The organism is Sphingopyxis sp. (assembly GCF_050916055.1).
In the GTDB taxonomy this organism is placed as follows: Bacteria; Pseudomonadota; Alphaproteobacteria; order Sphingomonadales; family Sphingomonadaceae; genus Sphingopyxis.
This window is the reverse complement of sequence record NZ_CP051527.1, coordinates 411,285-428,128: the sequence shown is the minus strand read 5'-3', so window position 1 is coordinate 428,128 and position 16,844 is coordinate 411,285. Positions and strand designations below refer to the sequence as shown.

At 62.5% G+C, this 16,844-nt stretch carries 18 protein-coding genes; 9 read left to right on the top strand and 9 right to left on the bottom strand.

The window, feature by feature from the left end; genetic code table 11:
- Positions 1-312 precede the first annotated feature (312 nt).
- The 5 genes from HEQ22_RS02050 to HEQ22_RS02030 all read right to left on the bottom strand — a co-directional run bounded on the left by HEQ22_RS02050 (position 313) and on the right by HEQ22_RS02030 (position 5,933).
- Positions 313-1,104, bottom strand: a complete 792-nt coding sequence (locus HEQ22_RS02050; protein ID WP_432769541.1) for a hypothetical protein — start codon at positions 1,102-1,104, stop codon at positions 313-315.
- A 253-nt stretch (positions 1,105-1,357) separates the two neighbouring features.
- The gene (locus HEQ22_RS02045) at positions 1,358-2,098 is read right to left on the bottom strand and encodes a hypothetical protein (protein ID WP_432769540.1); all 741 of its coding nucleotides are present in this window, start codon (positions 2,096-2,098) and stop codon (positions 1,358-1,360) included.
- On the bottom strand, positions 2,095-2,643 hold the full coding sequence (locus HEQ22_RS02040) for a hypothetical protein (protein ID WP_432769539.1): 549 nt from the start codon (positions 2,641-2,643) through the stop codon (positions 2,095-2,097). The genes HEQ22_RS02045 and HEQ22_RS02040 overlap by 4 nt, the downstream gene beginning before the upstream one ends.
- 112 nt (positions 2,644-2,755) lie before the next feature.
- Positions 2,756-4,111: an amidohydrolase family protein gene (locus HEQ22_RS02035; RefSeq protein WP_432769538.1), complete on the bottom strand. Its 1,356-nt coding sequence runs from the start codon at positions 4,109-4,111 to the stop codon at positions 2,756-2,758.
- Between the two features lie 82 nt (positions 4,112-4,193).
- On the bottom strand, positions 4,194-5,933 hold the full coding sequence (locus HEQ22_RS02030; protein ID WP_432769537.1) for a chloride channel protein: 1,740 nt from the start codon (positions 5,931-5,933) through the stop codon (positions 4,194-4,196).
- A gap of 75 nt (positions 5,934-6,008) precedes the next feature.
- On the opposite strand from HEQ22_RS02030, the gene HEQ22_RS02025 reads away from it, so the two are divergent.
- Together HEQ22_RS02025 and HEQ22_RS02020 are read left to right on the top strand one after the other, a co-directional pair.
- Entirely contained in the window at positions 6,009-6,422 is a 414-nt protein-coding gene (locus HEQ22_RS02025; protein WP_432769536.1) for a MarR family winged helix-turn-helix transcriptional regulator, read from the top strand.
- A 117-nt stretch (positions 6,423-6,539) separates the two neighbouring features.
- Complete coding sequence (locus HEQ22_RS02020; protein ID WP_432769535.1) at positions 6,540-7,271, top strand: HPP family protein; 732 nt, start codon at positions 6,540-6,542, stop codon at positions 7,269-7,271.
- Here the strand turns inward: HEQ22_RS02020 and HEQ22_RS02015 are convergent.
- Positions 7,255-7,770, bottom strand: coding sequence for a LuxR C-terminal-related transcriptional regulator (locus HEQ22_RS02015; protein WP_432769534.1), 516 nt, complete (start codon positions 7,768-7,770; stop codon positions 7,255-7,257). The genes HEQ22_RS02020 and HEQ22_RS02015 overlap by 17 nt on opposite strands.
- Positions 7,771-8,121: 351 nt before the next feature.
- On the opposite strand from HEQ22_RS02015, the gene HEQ22_RS02010 reads away from it, so the two are divergent.
- Complete coding sequence (locus HEQ22_RS02010; RefSeq protein WP_432770923.1) at positions 8,122-8,481, top strand: hypothetical protein; 360 nt, start codon at positions 8,122-8,124, stop codon at positions 8,479-8,481.
- A 59-nt stretch (positions 8,482-8,540) separates the two neighbouring features.
- Positions 8,541-9,689, top strand: a complete 1,149-nt coding sequence (locus tag HEQ22_RS02005; RefSeq protein ID WP_432769533.1) for a winged helix-turn-helix domain-containing protein — start codon at positions 8,541-8,543, stop codon at positions 9,687-9,689.
- A gap of 85 nt (positions 9,690-9,774) precedes the next feature.
- Here HEQ22_RS02005 and HEQ22_RS02000 read toward each other — a convergent pair whose 3' ends face one another.
- A complete protein-coding gene (locus tag HEQ22_RS02000) occupies positions 9,775-10,338 on the bottom strand; it encodes a type 1 glutamine amidotransferase domain-containing protein (protein ID WP_432769532.1) in 564 nt (187 codons plus the stop codon).
- A 134-nt stretch (positions 10,339-10,472) separates the two neighbouring features.
- On the opposite strand from HEQ22_RS02000, the gene HEQ22_RS01995 reads away from it, so the two are divergent.
- Positions 10,473-10,844, top strand: coding sequence for a PRC-barrel domain-containing protein (locus tag HEQ22_RS01995; RefSeq protein ID WP_432769531.1), 372 nt, complete (start codon positions 10,473-10,475; stop codon positions 10,842-10,844).
- Between the two features lie 101 nt (positions 10,845-10,945).
- A complete protein-coding gene (locus HEQ22_RS01990; RefSeq protein ID WP_432769530.1) occupies positions 10,946-11,167 on the top strand; it encodes an EexN family lipoprotein in 222 nt (73 codons plus the stop codon).
- Between the two features lie 8 nt (positions 11,168-11,175).
- Here HEQ22_RS01990 and HEQ22_RS01985 read toward each other — a convergent pair whose 3' ends face one another.
- Together HEQ22_RS01985 and HEQ22_RS01980 are read right to left on the bottom strand one after the other, a co-directional pair.
- Entirely contained in the window at positions 11,176-12,105 is a 930-nt protein-coding gene (locus HEQ22_RS01985) for a HEPN domain-containing protein (protein WP_432769529.1), read from the bottom strand.
- 76 nt (positions 12,106-12,181) lie between these two features.
- A complete protein-coding gene (locus tag HEQ22_RS01980; RefSeq protein ID WP_432769528.1) occupies positions 12,182-12,505 on the bottom strand; it encodes a DUF736 domain-containing protein in 324 nt (107 codons plus the stop codon).
- A 351-nt stretch (positions 12,506-12,856) separates the two neighbouring features.
- On the opposite strand from HEQ22_RS01980, the gene HEQ22_RS01975 reads away from it, so the two are divergent.
- The 3 genes from HEQ22_RS01975 (at position 12,857) to HEQ22_RS01965 (ending at position 16,842) form a co-directional block, all read left to right on the top strand.
- Positions 12,857-13,471, top strand: coding sequence for a thermonuclease family protein (locus HEQ22_RS01975; protein WP_432769527.1), 615 nt, complete (start codon positions 12,857-12,859; stop codon positions 13,469-13,471).
- 354 nt (positions 13,472-13,825) lie between these two features.
- Positions 13,826-14,323: an RNA polymerase sigma factor gene (locus HEQ22_RS01970; protein ID WP_432769526.1), complete on the top strand. Its 498-nt coding sequence runs from the start codon at positions 13,826-13,828 to the stop codon at positions 14,321-14,323.
- Positions 14,320-16,842 carry a TonB-dependent receptor domain-containing protein gene (locus tag HEQ22_RS01965; RefSeq protein ID WP_432769525.1) on the top strand — a complete coding sequence of 841 codons (2,523 nt, stop codon included), beginning with the start codon at positions 14,320-14,322 and terminating at the stop codon, positions 16,840-16,842. Before HEQ22_RS01970 ends, HEQ22_RS01965 begins: the two co-directional genes overlap by 4 nt.
- The last annotated feature ends 2 nt before the right edge of the window (positions 16,843-16,844 follow it).

The window sequence follows — 16,844 nt, the reverse complement described above, 5'->3', positions numbered from 1 at the left end:
TCACGTCAATCGACCGATCCCGGGCACGCGACCATTTCGGCTGATAGCTTGGCTCGACGGGAACTGTCGCGGTGAGACTCCCCACAGCATTCACCTCATCTCAATTTGCCTGAAAATTAAGGTTTGTTTAACCATCTGGCGCCACGATCTCCCCGTGCCGCACCCCCATGTGCCCCACACACATGCGGCATCAAGTAGGGCGGCGGTCGCTGGTCCCGGCCGCCGTCCAGCTTCCAGACTTGCGCCGGGTCCTTATGCTCGCGCACCGCCAGACAAATAAGAAACCGCGCGACGCTTGGCAGGCTTAAACGGCTAACCGCGGCCCGTAATTAAATGGCTTTCGGGCGGAGGCGCGAATTCATACGGCAGCGCAGCCGCGCCCGGCGACCCGCGCGTTACTTGCCCGTAGATGGCGAGGCCAAGTGGACTGTGCGCGATCAACGTCATTGCGAGCTGCGATGTGACCATCGCAGCCATACCCCACCACCAGGCGGCGTGCACCGATCCGCGACGCCGCATGTCCGAAACGATGCCGACGAGTGGCAGGACCATCACGGCCGCAAACACGGCCCATTCGGCAAACGGGATGAGGAGCGGCATGGGCAGCAGGCGGCCAAACGCGGGCCCGGTGAGAAAGGCCATCGCGCAAAAGAGGAGGCGCCTGTGCCATTCGGTCCGCATGCGCAGTGTGATGGCGGCCGCGACAAGCCCGCCGAAGCAGAGCATCGTCATCGAGTTCATGACGAGAAAATAGGCAGGCTGAAAAAAGAAGGGGACGGTCCCCTGACGCGCCATGGTCATGGTCGTGAAGATACCGACGCCGACCATCGTCGTGGCCCAGGCTGCGGCGAGCCAGCCTAACCGACGGTGAAGCGGCATCGATCCGCGCGTCACAAGGGCGCTTTGCGTTACATAAATCACGACCCAGCCGAAGAATATGACGGCATGAAAATGAACGAGCGGCGGAGCCGAGAAGCTTGAGCGCCCCATCGCCAGTTGCATGGAAAATCCCGCGACTATGATGGCTGCCATGACGAGCGCCATGGAGAGGAAGAACCGGTCGTCTCGGCCGTAGCCGGGCCGCGGATGTGCAACGGTCGCCAATTGAGCCTCCGAGCGGGGGGAAATCAGGCTTGCACTTTGCCGCGCCGAGCAATTGCTGTCACGTCGATTTCACACCTGCCGCAGAGTCCGGCCGCCACAGGATCACCGGTCATCTTGCTGAGTAAGATTGGTCGACCAGGGATTGGCGGCTTCTAGCCGTGGATTTAAGATAGCGGAAATTATCGAAGGGGTTCTCGGTGACGAAGTGGATCGTCCAAATGCCGCCTGCAGCGTCGCGAGTATCCGCCTCCCTCTAGCTTGGACAGGTGTAGCGATACCACTTGCGCGCGACGCCGGGCAGCCAGCGGAAGCTGGCCGGATCGTTTACCTGTTTGGAAACGCTGACCGTGCCGTTCGTGTCGACTTCGCTGACCCTGTTGGCACCCTCCAGCCAGCTGCGGACCGTGCTGCGCGAAGCGATGGCCCCGACAAGCGTCTCATTGGTTTGCGACAATCGATCCGCGCCGAGCCTGATACGCATCGTGAAGGCGTCGCCCTTCCGAAGCGTGCCTGTGTGCGTGACCTCGGCGCCTTGCTCGCTCCAGCACGATCGGGAGACACCATGCTCGGTTGCGAACTCATAGCCCACGCCTATGGCCATGATCGATTGCTGTAGGGTTGGAGCCACGACGGAGGTTCGCAGCACCGCTTCGATCGGCGCGCCCGGTCGGATGACGGCGATGACATAGGTTTCGGCGTAGGAGGGTATGAAGTCGAATGACCGCCCAGCGCTCGCACTCCGCACCATCAACAGCGTTCCGGCGGCGTCATAGACTTCGATGATGACTTTCCCGGCGAGACTGACGTCGATGCTTCGCGTTTCCCCGGGCACGCCGGCAAAATAGAAATAGCGCACTGCGTTGCGCTCACCAGCCGCAAGCGTGAACGGCTGGCCGACCGGCAAAGGCTGTGCGCTTTCGATCTGCGCCATCGCGGGACCGCCAATCATCGCGACCGCGATCGCCAGCACGAAGAGCTTCAGATGATGTTTCATTGCGCGCGCCCCCGCTTGCGCATGGCGTCGAGAAACGCCGTGAGCGCCGCCTCCGATTCCGCCCTCGCCTTGGCGCTGGCGGCGATGTTGCGGGCGAGTTCCGCAGCCGCCTGACGCTGTTGTTGCTGCTGCGCCTCGCTCCACTCCGGAGCCGCGGGGGCTGGCGGTGACGAGACGGTAAGATGGCTACCCGATGCCGCGACTGGACCAGAGGATGCGCCGGGCGCGGGCCATGCTCCCCGCCAGTTGGTCCGAATGACTTCTCCGACGCTCATCGAATAGCGCCTGTTGCCTTCTTCGGCATCGCTCAGTCGTTTGGAGGAATGGCAGTCGGGCTCGCGAACGATTGTCTCAAACTGTGCAACATAGCTCTGGAACGCGCGGCCAAACTGGCGCGTCAGCACTTCCTGATGGACATTCGATCCCTCGCCGATGTCGACGACCGCTGAAAGATATGTGTCGTAAGACCCGTCCTTCTGTATCGTGCACCAGCCATATTCCGCCTTGGCAGGGGTCACGACGGCGATCGACAGCAATATCCCCAAAAAAAAACCGATGCATCCAAGCCCCCTCGTTTGCATGTGTGAAAATCTATACCGAATATCCGCAGACATTGGCGAGCCATTTCTGCCAAATCAAGGCTCGCCGAGAAGCGTCTCAAGACAGGCGAAAATGCCGCTCCGCATTGCGATGAAAGATGCTGGCGCGCTGGCTGGCCGTCAGGTCGGCGCCTTCGATGAAGGTCACCGCATCGCGCGAACTTTCATAGGGATAGTCGATCGCCCACATGACATTCTCGATGCCGGCAACTTTGATCACGAGATCAAGCACATCGGGAGATTCAAAGCCGCTGGTCGTCACCGCGAAGTTCCGCCGGAAATAGTCGCTGGGCGCTAGCGACAAGGGTTTCATCCGCCCGTCCTTTGCCCGGCGCGCCGCCATATGATCGAGGCGCCACATCCAGAAGGGCAGTGCTTCCCCCATATGCCCAAGGATGATGCGCAGCCGCGGATAACGGTCGAAAACCCCGCTCAGGATCATCCGTACCGCATGCGTCCCGGCTTCGACACCGAAGCCCCAGATCGACCCTCCCATGCTGTAGTCCCGAAACGTAGCGGCCATGCCATTGGACGGTGCGCGCGGGTGAAGATAAATCGGACGATCGAGCGCCTGCGCCGCCTCAAGGATCGGGGCAAAGCGCGGATCGTCCAGATAAAGATCGTGAGTGTGTGAATTGACGATAAAGCCCTTCAGGCCAAGCACGTTGACCGCGCGCTCCATTTCCCGCGTCGCTCTAACCGGATCGTGCGGTGCAAAGCAGGCAAGCCCGGCAAAGCGTGCCGGGTGCCGCGCGATGGCGGCGGCGAGATAGTCATTGGTTGTCGCTGCAAGCTCGCTCGCCCGGGCTGGCTCGAAGATTTGCACGCCTGGTATCGTCACCGACAGAAGGTGCATGTCGACGCCGGCTTCGTCCATGTCGCGGATGCGCTCGGCGTCCACATCGAGCAGCTGGCGGCGAAACCGCTCCTGGTTCGATCCGGGACGCGGATTGTCGAAAATCGACAGGATGCCGGTGGGAATATCCAGGCTGGAGTTGGGCTGTGACCGGGCAATCTCCAACCATGCCTTTGCGAGCTCCGGCGTGGCAAATGCTTCCTCGGTCGCGATCTTGCGCAGTGGCCCCTTGAGCAATTGAGCCGATGCTGTCCGGCTTGCCGCCGAGGCCCCTAGCACCGCCGTGGTCGCAGCCAGGAATTTCCGACGACTGGTGGTCATGGGCGTACCTCCGCGGAGGGCATCGCGAGATGGGACAGAAGGCCGCATGGAACGGAACTGCGAATATTCATGGAAGGTCTCCAATGGGCAAGATTTTGCGACCCCCATGGATTTGCCAAGATATTGCGCAGCTTTACCTGAGGCGGCAAGCCGAAATTCGTTTGCGCGTGGCGCGTGAGGTTTGGCCGACAGCGGACTGGCAGCTTTGCATTGCGGGACCAGGTAAGCGGACGACATTAGCTATTATGACCGTCACCACGGGTTCCGTGCCAGCGATTGGCGGTCGCGCCGCAGCCAGTCTTCGACATTCGCCGTACTCTCAATTGCGCCGATCTTCGGCAATTCGATGAAATTTTCGCGCCTTCAAAAGATCCTGCCGCGAGAGAATTCCCACCACTCGCCGGGAAGCGGGCTCGACGATGGGAACCCGGCCAAATCCACTCTCGACGATCAAATCGGCGATCGCACCGATTGGCGCGTCCGGGTAAGCAAAGGGTAGGCCGGCATCCGCAATGGCCTCGGACAATTTCGCCATGAGGGGCGTCTCACCCGCTTGCCAGCGCAGTGCATCGGTGCGCGACACAAGTCCGATCAGACCGCCCTCCTCATCGACAACGGGATAGCTTCGATGCGTTGCGCGGGTCTGGAAGAAGTCGAGCGCATCGCCGACGCGCATAGCACCGCTTAACGTAGCGGGGTCGCGCGTCATGATCTGGTCGGCCTGAAACAAGGCAAGCGGATCGACGCTATATTCCTGAACGATGTGGCGACCGCGGCGCGCGATCTTCTCGGTCAGGATCGATCGCCGGATGAGCAGCACGCTAACCGCATAGGCGGAACCCGCGGCAGCGACGGTAAAGGGCAGCGCATCGAAATGCCCGGTTACCTCGGCCGCGAAGAGTGCGCCCATCAGCGGCGCTCTCATCGCGCCGCTCAAAATGCCTGCCATTCCGATCATTGCCCAGAAGCCGGCGTCGCCCGGCAACATCTGCCCCGCAAGGTATCCGGCTGCTCCGCCCAAGATCAACAGCGGTGCCAGCACGCCTCCGGACGTGCCCGAACCGAGCGCGATCAGCCAGACGAGCGCCTTGACGACCATCAGCGCGACGACCACCCGGAGTGCGAGCGAGCTATCGAGCAGCGCCTGAATGCTCGCATAGCCGGCCCCGAGAACATGCTTGTCGATCAGGCCGCCGATACCCACCGCAATCCCTCCTATGGCAGGCCACCACATCCAGTGGATGGGCAGCCGCTGGAACAGGTCCTCAGTGAGATAGAGCGTCGACGAGATGAATGCGGAAAGGAGGCCGGTGACGATGCCGATCGCAGCAGCCCCACCGGCCAAAGCCGCCGATGCGGACATCGCCGCGTCGAACGGAAACATCGGCCCAAAGCCGATAAGCGATGGCCGCGCCGTCCACGCGATAAGAACCGCGGCGACGAGCGGCACGAAGCTGCGCGGCTTCCATTCAAAGAGGAGAACTTCGATCGCGAGCAGGATCGCGGCGAGCGGGGTGTTGAAAATGGCCGTCATGCCGGCGGCGGCGCCGGCCACCAGTAACGTCTTGCGCTCCGCGGCGCTCAACCGGAAGCGCTGCGCAAAGAGCGAGCCGATGGCGCCCCCCGTCATGATGATCGGCCCCTCCGCACCGAAGGGGCCGCCGCTGCCGATCGAGATTGCCGAAGAAACCGGCTTCAAGACAGCGATCTTCAGCGACAGGCGGCTCTCGCCGAATAGGATCGCCTCGATCGCCTCTGGGATGCCGTGGCCCCTGATCTTGTCTGAGCCGAACCGTGCCATCACGCCAACGAACAGGCTTCCGAGAACAGGGACGAACATCGTACCGAACCCGAGCGCCGAATCGATAATCTCGGTCGGCGCTGCGGACAAGCGACCGAACCAGAACAGGTTCGTCATCAATGCGATCGCCCTGATGAGGAGCCACGCCCCGCCCGTCGCTCCAACGCCCACAACCAGTGCCATCACCGCCAGAAGCAGCATCCGTCGATCCGCGCTATGATCGGCGAGGCGGTGGCGCCTGTCGGCGTGGGCGGGCATAGACAAACTCCGGATGAACAGTGAGAGGCCGCCCATTATGTCGTATTACGATATTTCTCAATCCCGTTTCGCTCGATGAGCAGAGATCCTGCCGCGCTCGATGACGCCGATTATGCGGCGCTGGCCGATTTCCGGGCGACGATCCGCATTTTTCTCGCGTTCAGCGAAGGCGAAGCCGCCAAGGCCGGCCTCTCCCCCAGGCAGCATCAAGCGCTGCTCGCGATACGCGGCGTACCGCACGGCGAAGCCACCGTCGGCTATCTCGCGCAGCGCCTGATTCTGCGGCCGCACACCGTATCGGAACTGGTGAAGAGGCTTTCAGGTCTGGGACTGCTGGCCGGCGAAGCCGCCCAGGGCGATCGCCGAAAACTCGTGTTGCACCTGACGCCCAAGGCCGAAAATCTGCTGCGGACGCTGTCAACTGCGCATCAGCAGGAGATACGGCGTATCAAGCCGTTGCTTTCCGACCTGCTCGACAGGTTTGGATGATAGCTCGAAAGCAACTGACGAACGCCGGGCGCTTCATGCCGCACAAATAATGCTTTCTTTGCGGACGATCTGCGATGCGCCAAGGCGCGCGACGGATATCTTCAAGGGTCTTCTCCTATGCGTTTCGAATGGTTGCGTTTCCATCCACGGCTTGCCGGTGCCCGATCGAGCGATCGTCTGGCGGCATCGCTCGGAGCACTTGCGGCTATCCTAATTGTCGCGTTGACGAGCGCTGCGCTGTTGGCGAGCCTCACTCCGATATGGCTTGTCGCACCGATCGGCGCATCGGCGGTCCTCGTGTTTGCCGTACCCGCCAGCCCGCTGGCTCAACCCTGGCCCGTGATTGGGGGCAATATTCTGTCGGCACTGGTCGGCGTCGTCGTGGCAAATACCGCAGCCTCGCACGAGTTGGCTGCAGCCCTCGCGGTCGGGCTTGCGATCGCCGTCATGTCTATCGCGCGCTGCCTCCACCCACCCGGAGGTGCTGCCGCCCTCACCGCCGTCATAGGCGGACCAGCGGTTCACGCGCTCGGCTGGAGTTTTCCCTTTGTGGCAGTCGGACTGAACTCAATAATCCTGGTCGCAGCGGGAATCGCGTTTCACCGCATTTCGGGTCATTCATATCCCCACCGCGCGGTCCTCGCTTCCGGCGACCTCCAGTCGATCGACAGGAGAAGCCTCGATGCCGACGATATCGAGGCCGTGCTCGCCGAACTTGGCGAATCCTTCGATATTGGGATCGACGATCTTGCGACGATCGTCCACGCTGTTGAGCGGCGCGCCGAAGCACGCGATCGCCTCGGCTCCAAGGGCATGCTGCTGACGCCCCATATCAGGCGCGCAGCCTGATCTGCATTCTCAGTCCAGGCGGCAGCAATTTGCCGATGGATTGACAAATTCCGACAGGAGTCGGACAGGCTGCCAAGTGACGAGCCCACGGCAAAGGCGGACTTGCGCCGCTCGCGCTATCGCGCAGCGCATCAAGCTGTGCGATTGTCGCCATCCGGACGAGGTCGGAGAGCGTCTTTGCCTGCATCTTCATCATGGCATTAGCGCGATAGACCTCGACCGTCCGTGCGCTGATCGAAAGATCGAAAGCAATGGCCTTGTTCGCCTTCCCGGCGACAAGTCCGTCGACAACCTCGCGCTCGCGCGCCGAAAGCCCAGCCATCCGGCCGAGGATCGACTGCCGCTCGGCGCGCGCGGTTTCGCTTCCGGCCTGCTGCGCCAGCGCCCGCCTGATGGCGGAAAGCATGATCTCGTCGTCGAACGGCTTTTCGATGAAATCCGCGACTCCTACCTTCATTGCCAGGATGGCGAGCGGAACGTCCGCATGGCCGGTGATCACAATGACTGGAACAGATGCCCCTGAGCGTTCAAGGCTTGCACCAACTCGATTCCGCTTGTTCCGGGCATCCACACATCGGTTATGCCTGTCTAACGCGATGCCATCTCGCGAGGGTCAGTTTCCGGGATGGCGCCTTTGGGATCGGCGTTTCGCCCGGAGAATGAGCGAAATCAGGCGCGGAGCAGTCTCTCGGAAGCCTCGAAAGAATGACTGCTTTCGGGCACGAGCCGGCCGGTGTCAGATTGACCGGCACGAGGCGCAAAGCCGCCGGACTGACTTCATCTCCAATGAACTCTAGCTTCTGTGCCCCTCTCATCTAATGGGCAATGCTGACAAAGTTTGGAGACTATGATGCACGATCCGGCAAAGGCATGGGATGGGGAGCAGGTCCGGAAATGGCTGGAACGGCGTCTCGAGGCCGCTAAGCTTGATCAGGCCGCAGCCGACCGGCGCGGCTACGACGCGCAGGACGACTATGACAAGGCCGCCGCCGAGGAATGGGTCTGTCGAACACTTAAAACATCTGACTCCACAGGTGAGCAGGCCGCGTTCGCCGGACGCATCAAGGCACTGGCCGCCCAAGAAGATTATGCGGCAACGGGCATCTATGACGATGCGCGTTTCCACCGCAATGTTCGCGGCTATCTCAGAAAGCTGGCGAAGATGACAAAGGCCAACGAAGGGTTCGAGAAGACACTGCGCTATCAGTGAGCGCCGCCAGTCGTAACGGCACCGATCGAACGCCACTCAGTGGGATCTGAAGCAAGGACATGACCGCGAAGACCACAAGAATCAGCCAGGCCGATGCCCGGCGTCTGTGGCTGCGAGCGCAGCGGCTCGGCGAAGCGGCGCCATTTGGCGCCGGCCCCGCGGCGGTCGCCGCCGCCATACGCCATCTCGGCTATGTCCAGATCGACACGATCAACGTCATCGAGCGCTGCCATCACCACATCCTCTGGTCGCGCATTCCCGAATACCGGGCTTCTGCCCTCGAAGCGGTGCAATCCATCGAGAAATCCGCGTTCGAATATTGGGCACATGCCCTCGCCTACATCCGGACCGACGATTATCGCTTCTTCGTCGCCGCGATGGATGCATGGCGTATCCAGCCCCATCCCTCCTTTGCCAAGGTTGACCCCGATGCCTATGCGGCGCTGCTCACCCGCATCCGTGATAATGGCCCGCTCTCGCTCCGCGATATCGACGATCAGGAGCTGGTGGAAAAAGATCATCCCTGGGCCAGCCGCAAACCGTCCAAACGCCTGCTGACCCAAGGGTTCTGGATCGGCGATCTCACGATCAGCGCGCGGACCGGCATGCTCAGATCCTATGAATTGACCGAACGCCATTTCGGCTGGACCGCCCGGCCCTCGCCCGCCTCCCCACAGGATTTTGCGTACTATCTGCTTGATCGGGGCCTGCGTACCCAAGGCGTAGTCAGCCTTGAGAGCATGACCTACGGCGATGCGCCGGCCAAGGCCGAGGTGGCGCGGCGGGTTGCTGAACGCGTCGCGCGCGGTTCGCTCGTGCCTGTCGAGATCGAGGGGCTGGCGCGCGCGAACCACTGGGCCGAGCCGGATGCACTGGATGAACTTCCCTCCCTCCTCCCGGCAACGCGGGTTCATATCCTGTCGCCGTTCGATCCGCTGGTGATCCAAAGGAAACGCCTGTCAGCGCTATTTGGATATGCGCACAGGTTCGAGGCTTATGTCCCCGCGGCCAAGCGCGTGCTGGGATATTTCGCGCTCCCCGTGCTCGCAGGCGACCGGATCGTCGCCGCGATTGATACGAAGATGGATCGCAAGGCGGGCGCGCTGATCATCCAGAAATGGACATGGCTAGTCCCGGAAACCAAAGCGCTCCGCAGCAAGGTCGAGACCGCGCTCAGCCGGTTCGAGCGATTTCAGAAGATGGCGTGACCCGCTCTTTCGAGGTTGCTTCGTGGTCGGCCACCCTACAGGGGTCGGGCGCAAGGCTGCGGTCGATGAAATTTATCGTCCGCGCCTATTCGACCGGCGCCTGAACGTTCGTCAGCGCATCGATGATCGCATCGCAAAAGGACGGGAGATCGTCCGGGCAACGGCTCGTGATAATGTTTCGGTCCACGACCGCCGGTTCATCAACGACAGTGGCACCAGCGTTTGCCACGTCCGTACGGATCGACTTGTAGCTCGTGATGCGGCGACCCTTCACGAGGCCTGCCTCAACGAGCAGCCACGGGGCATGACAGATTGCCGCAACAGGTTTGCCCGCACCAGCAAAGTCTTTGATCAATGCGATTGCAGACTCCTCGACGCGGAGCAGATCGGGATTGATCTGTCCCCCGGGCAATACGAGCGCATCATAATCCGATGCCTTTGCATCGGCGATAACAAGATCGACCTCGACATCGTCGCCCCAGTCGTCACCGTCCCATCCTGTTATTTCGCCTGTACCCAGCGAGGCGACATCGACATCAGCGCCCGCGTCCTTCAGTCGCTCAAGCGGCACCTCGAGTTCGGATTGTTCGAACCCGTCGGTGGCCATGATGAGAATGCGGCGCGATGAGAGAGGCTTGTCGGCGGCCATGATGAAACTCCTTGTCTGTTACCCAGACAATGCGCCGCGACCGCAGATGTTGCCTTCAAAGCTACCCGGCCCTTTCCGAAATCGGGAACCCGCCTGTCGCTCGCATGTTGTGCGATCGACACGAAGGAGGACCCATGGCCGATATTGACGAACCCACCCAGCTGCTCTGCCAGTCGAACAAGGCCGACACGATGGCGGTCAAGACCCGCGATGGCGACAAGCTCGGATCGGTCCACGCCTTCATGATCAACAAGCGCACCGGCCAGACAGTCTATGCGATCCTCAGCATTGGCGGCTTCCTCGGCATGGGCAAAGCCTATTATCCCCTGCCCTTCCGGCTGCTCGCGTTCGACCCCACAACCGACTCCTACGTCGTGACGATCGATCGCCGGGTGCTCGAAGGCGGCCCCAGCTGGGCGGCCAACGCACCCACTTTCGACCAGGCCTACGCCGATCGTGTTGCCAGCTATTATGAGGTCGCGAAGGAGGATCTGACATTAGGCTGACCCAGCGCCCTCGAAAATTGCTCCAGATTGAGGCTAATTTTGCTCCATCGCCTGAGCACGCCGTGGCAAAAGGAATTTGGGGGAATTGCCTGGAGCCTGAAATGCCGAAACGCCTCTCATTCTTCGCTGCGTTTGCCTTGGTCGCCTGCGCGCCGGCACAACCCCGAAGCACCGAATATTTCCATGCGCATCTCGACGAGGCCAGGCAGGTCGCGGAAGACTGCCGGAAAGGCTCGGCAAGCGGAGAGGAGTGCGCGAACGCGAGCTTGGCGAACAAGGTGGATGACGATCGAAAGCGCTTCGAGCGCTTTCGCCGCAAATAGACGGCCGGCTAGCTGGCCTGCCTCGCCGTCGCTTCAAGCTCGGCGATCCGCTCACGGCAGATGGTTTCGACGATCGCTGCCAGTGCTTCAACCCGCGCGCCGAGCCAGCTCAGTTCGTCCTCGGAAATGCGGTAATGTTTTGAGTAGCGGGCCTTGATGTACGCCTCTTTGAGCTTCTCGAATCGAGAGCGAGCCGCTTTGGTCTCGCTCGGCCAGACATTAAGCAATCGGGCATCAATGCGTTCGGCCTGCGTTCTCAGGAATGCCAAATTATGGACATGCGGCGAGTAGAAAGAACACACCAGCAGCGCGCAATTATAGAACCGCTCCGCTGCTTGGTGTAGCTGAAACGCGGCGTTATTGCGCCGGTCCTTCGACAGGTTGAAGCGGTAGTTGTCGAAGAATTCTCCGCCGCTCGGAAACCATTCCTCGAAATACTCCCGAGCCATCTCCAGCGCCGCGTGCAGTGTCTTTGGCTGCGGCTCAGGAAGTTCGTCATCGACGGCCTGATAGATCGCGATCCCGTCGCGCGCGACGTCCATGAAGAAATAGCGGCCCTGTGACAGGCCAGCGTTCACTTCACCCACACTGTGAACGATGAAGTTCACAGGCGTTCGCAAAGTCTTGGTCACCGAAAGCTCACGGATCAACCGATCGTCGAGCTTCGACCAATATTCGACCCGATCGGTCAGCCGATCGTCATTCACGACGATCAGCAGGTCGTAATCCGACTGATAACCCTTGGCGGTGTGCGGCTCGTCGACCCAACCGCCGCGCGCATAGCTGCCATAGAGGATAATCTTGGCAATGCGGCCCTTGCGCTTCCAGTCCTGGGTCGCGAGCGCCAGCGCATCCTCGAATTCCTCGAAGACGATCTGGACGATCCGCTCGAGTTCGCGTTGCTTGTGCGGTGGGAGATGATCGAGACTGCTGCGCATTGGCTTCACCCTAACAAGGTGGCGGCGGCCTTGCACGGAGAGATTGAACCGGATGCAAGGATGCCGCCGATCCCCTTCAATCCGCTGGATTCCAGATGATTGCATAGACATCGGGATTGTCCTGCCCCGCCGCGCGGCCGAGGTTTGCATAGATGCGGCGCGGCCCAAACTCGGGCGCTTCGACGCTGAGCGACACGTAGAGCTTGCCCGACGCCTCGCTGCGGCGGAGCCAGCCGGCACCGCACTCGACCCCGTCGGACCAGAGACGATAGTCGGGCTGAATGTCGCCATTCTTGCCCTTGTTGCAGCGGATCTCGATGGGGACGCGGATCGAGAGGGTCGCGAGCTGGCCGACGAAGCCCTTTTCGATCGTTCCGCTGACAAGACCGATTGCGGCCATGATGATTGCTCCTGCAAGGCCCGGGGCCATCCCCGGGGCACCGGCGGCCAGCGAATGGCGCCTGACGCGTGCGCACCCGCAGGGCCGGAGCGCCAGCGAAGGACGGCGCCGCGCCGGCTTTTTGTGCGCGCAGCGCCCGCGAGGAGGCCGCTCGGCGGCCGGGGAAAAAGGCGGCGCAGCGCCGTTGCGCGCGCGGACGCGCCATTCATCGCGCCGGACCTGCCCCGTTGGCCCCGGAGCGCCTGTGCAAAATGGACTTGTCCGGGGAAGGAATTGCTCACGAAACCGGGTTATGGGCTAAGCATGAGACACATATTCGCAATCGCCATTCTCATGGCGCCGGTACCAACATTGGCGCAGGATATCAGTGGCCCCGCCAGGGCGGCGGACGGGGATTCGCTGGACCTCAGCGGGATTTCGGTCCGGCTTTACGGTATCGACGCACCCGAACTGGCGCAGAGCTGTCAGCGTAACAGCTCGACATGGATGTGCGGGAAAGAAGCGCAGGGAAGATTGGCGAGCCTGATCGCCGGGCGCCAGGTCGTCTGCGACCAGAAGGATGTCGACGATTATGGCCGCATTGTTGCGGCCTGCCGCGCCGGTACGACGGATCTTGGTGGCGCGATGATCGACGCGGGCCTTGCCGTGGCGCTCCCGCATTTCAGCGATCGCTATATCGGCGCCGAGGCCCGCGCCCGAACCGCGCGGCTCGGCCTTTGGGCCGGCAGCTTCCAGACCCCGGCCGAATATCGCGCAGCAAATCCGCGGCCGCGGCCGCGCGCGATCAACGCCCCACGCGTGAATTCGCCAACGCATCTCCCCTCGCCTTCCGGCGTCTTTTTCCGCAACTGCAAGGAGGCGTGGGCGGTCGGCGCCGCGCCGCTTCGTCGGGGTCAACCTGGGTATCGGTCCGAGATGGATGGCGACGGCGACGGAATAGCATGCGAGCCTTATCGCGGCCGCTAGCAGACTGCGATTTCGAGGATCGTTTCGAGCAGAAAGGCCTTCCGACCGACGTTGTCGCAGGCCCGCTAAACACTGCCGAAAATTCGAGAAATAGACTCATTCTGGATCAATCGATGCAGCGAAGGCTTGCCCTGCCGTAACGTCAGGCTATGCTTATCTGGCATCGGGCTGGAAGGCGCGCGGTGCCGGGACGTAAGAATCTCTTTCGGAAGCCTTTGCGATATTCCCATCCTTGCCGGGTGGCCGACGCGTATGTCCAAGCCTTCGGGCTAAAGGCGGCGGCGCATATTTCCGAATATGTTCTTACCGCCCGGCTTTGATCGCCGCTTCCGTCCGACCGGTAGGCGATTGAGAATGGACTTCGAGGACGACAAGTCGGAACAGCGCGCCATCTCGTCCGGCGACCCGCTGCCGCCCGGCGATTGGGCTCCCTTCGGAAATAGTGCCAGGATCGAGGCGCTCTATGCTTCCCAGCGGTCGCATGTGGCCGGCATCTTCCGGCGACGCGTGCCGCCGCAGGAGGTCGCGGACCTCGTGCAGGAGACATTTCGCCGAATATTCTCGGCGAAAGGCGATGGCGCGGGCCTGTTGGAGGCACCCGGCGCCTATCTCGCGGCGGCAGCGCGCTCGATCCTCAAAAACCGGGCGCGTTCGGGGGTGCGCAATCACGTTCAGGCGCACCACAGCTTCGAGGATCATGACGTGGCAGGTCCCGACCCCCACGCCGTGCTGGAGCAGCGTGACATCCTCCGCCGCGCGGAAGAAACCATATCGAGGCTAAATCCTGTCACAAGGGATCTATTCCCGGCTCGCGCATTCGCGGTGTCGGTCCCGTCGGCTCGCCGGTCGTGACAATCGACCGGGAAGCAATCGAGAGGAGCGGCTACGGCACCGTCCAGCAATTGCTCCAGTCGTTGCCGCAGGCCTTCGGCGGCGGCGTGACCGAGACCACGCTCGGCGCCACGACGCGCAACGGCGCGGGGGCCGACGCGACCTATGGCAGCGGCATCAACCTGCGCGGCCTCGGCAATTCATCGACGCTCGTGCTGATCGACGGAACGCGTCCCGCACTCGGCGGGCTCGGCGGCGCCTTCGCCGACATCTCGCTCATCCCGGTGACAGCGGTCGAGCGCATCGAAGTGCTCACCGACGGCGCCTCGGCGATCTATGGCGCAGATGCAGTCGCCGGCGTCGTCAACCTGCGCCTCCGCAATCGCTTTGACGGCGCCGAGACGCTGTTTCGCGCCGGGACGTCCGATGGCGATATGACCGACCTCCAGTTCAGTCAGATCCTCGGCAAGGGGTGGAATGGCGGGCATATCATGGTCGCCTACCAATACTCGGCGCGCGGCGCGCTCGCCGCCGCAAAGCGCGACTATGCCCGGGAGGATTTGCGCCCGCTCGGCGGCGCCGACTATCGCTCGCTCTTTGCGGCGCCCGGGACGATCACCGCCGCCGATGGGCGGATCTTCGGAATCCCTACGGGCCAGAATGGAACCGCTCTCACCGCCGCCGACATGCTTCCCGGCGTCCAGAACCGACGGGACAACCGGATCGAAAGCGAACTGCTCCCCCGCCAGCGCGTCCACAGCCTCTATGCCAGCGGCGAAATCGACATTACGGACACGCTGACCCTGCGCGCCAACATTCTTGCGGCCGAGCGGCGCTACCGGCAGGAAGGCAAGACCGATTTTTTCCGCACCGCAGCGGTTCCGGTGACCAACCCCTTTTACGTCGACCCGATCGGAACGGGCGAGCCGGTCTCGGTCGCCTACAGCTTCACCAACGACCTCGGATCGCAGATCAACCGGGGCCGCGTGTGGGCGGTCTCGGCTTCAGCAGGTGTCGAGCAGCAGATCGGGAGCTGGCGCATCCAGCTTGGCGGGAATTACGGCCGCCAGAAGAGCCGCGCGAGCTTCGACAATGCCGTGAACAGCGCGCGCCTCCGCGAGGCGCTCGCCGACACGGACCCTGCGACTGCCTTCAACGTCTTCGGCGACGGCAGCGCGAACAATCCGGCGACGATCGCGCGCATCCGCGGCAGCTATGAGACGATCGACACCTTTGACAATTGGTCAGCGGCCCTGCGCGCCGACGGCCCATTGTTCCGCTTGCCCGGCGGCGAAGTCCGTGTCGCCGCGGGCGCCGAGTACCGGCGCGAGGCATATGATTATTTCACGATCAACGACATCAGCTTCCTGACACCCGACGCATCGCCCTTCTTCGGCCTGCCGGGTCCGCGCAGCGTTAAGTCCATCTACGCCGAACTGCTCGTGCCCATTTTCGGCACCGACAATGCCATCTCCGGGTTGCGCAAGCTCGACCTGACGCTAGCGGGGCGGATCGAGGACTATAACCAGTTCGGCCGCACCGAGAATCCGAAGCTCGGCGTGCGCTGGGAGCCCGTCGACGGCATCGCGCTGCGTGCCTCCTACGGAACCTCGTTTCGAGCCCCGCTCTTCTCCGAACTGATCGGAGAAACAGTCGCCTTCTATACGACGCTCCAGGTTCCCGACCCCGCCGCGCCTTCGGGCACGTCGAATGTCATCGGGCTGTTCGGATATGCTCCCAACGTCCAGCCCGAGACGGCGACCACCTGGACCGCAGGTTTCGATATCGCGCCACCCGCGCTCCCCGGCCTCAGGGCATCGCTGACCTATTATGATGTCGACTATCGTGACCGGATCGGCAGCGCGAGCGAGGATTATCTGCGCTTCCTGGTCGACCGCGAAACCTTCGCCGGGGTGGTAACCGAAAACCCGGCGCCCGACGTGGTACAGGGCTATTTCAACTCGCCCCTTTTCTCCAATCCGTTAGGTTTCGCACCGGGCGATATCGTCGCCATCCTCGACGGGCGGACGCGCAACCTCTCAGCTGAACGCCAGCGCGGGATCGATTTCGATCTCGGATACGCGCCGGGGTTCGCAGGCGGAAACCTCGACCTCGGCATATCGGGTACGCATATTTTCTCGATCAAGCGCCAGCTCACCGAGGGCGCGCCGTCGATCGACGTCGTCGGCCTTTATGCGAGCCCGGCGAAATGGCGGCTGCGGGGACGCGCCGGCTGGTCGAAGGGCCGCTTCTCGGCGAATGCGTTCGTGAACTATATCGACGGTTATACGAACCAGACCGTCATCCCCGCAGCGCGCGTGTCGTCGTGGACGACCGTCGATGCCAGCCTGTCGCAGCGTTTCGGCGGCGACGAGAATGGGGCCCGCGGGCTGACGCTGTCGCTCAGCGTCCAGAATCTGTTCGATCGCGATCCCCCGTCCGCAGAACTGCTCAGCAGCACCTCGGCGCTCGGCTATGATCCCGAGAAGGCCAATCCCTATGGCCGGACAGTCGCGCTCCAGGCGGTGATCCGTTGGTGATC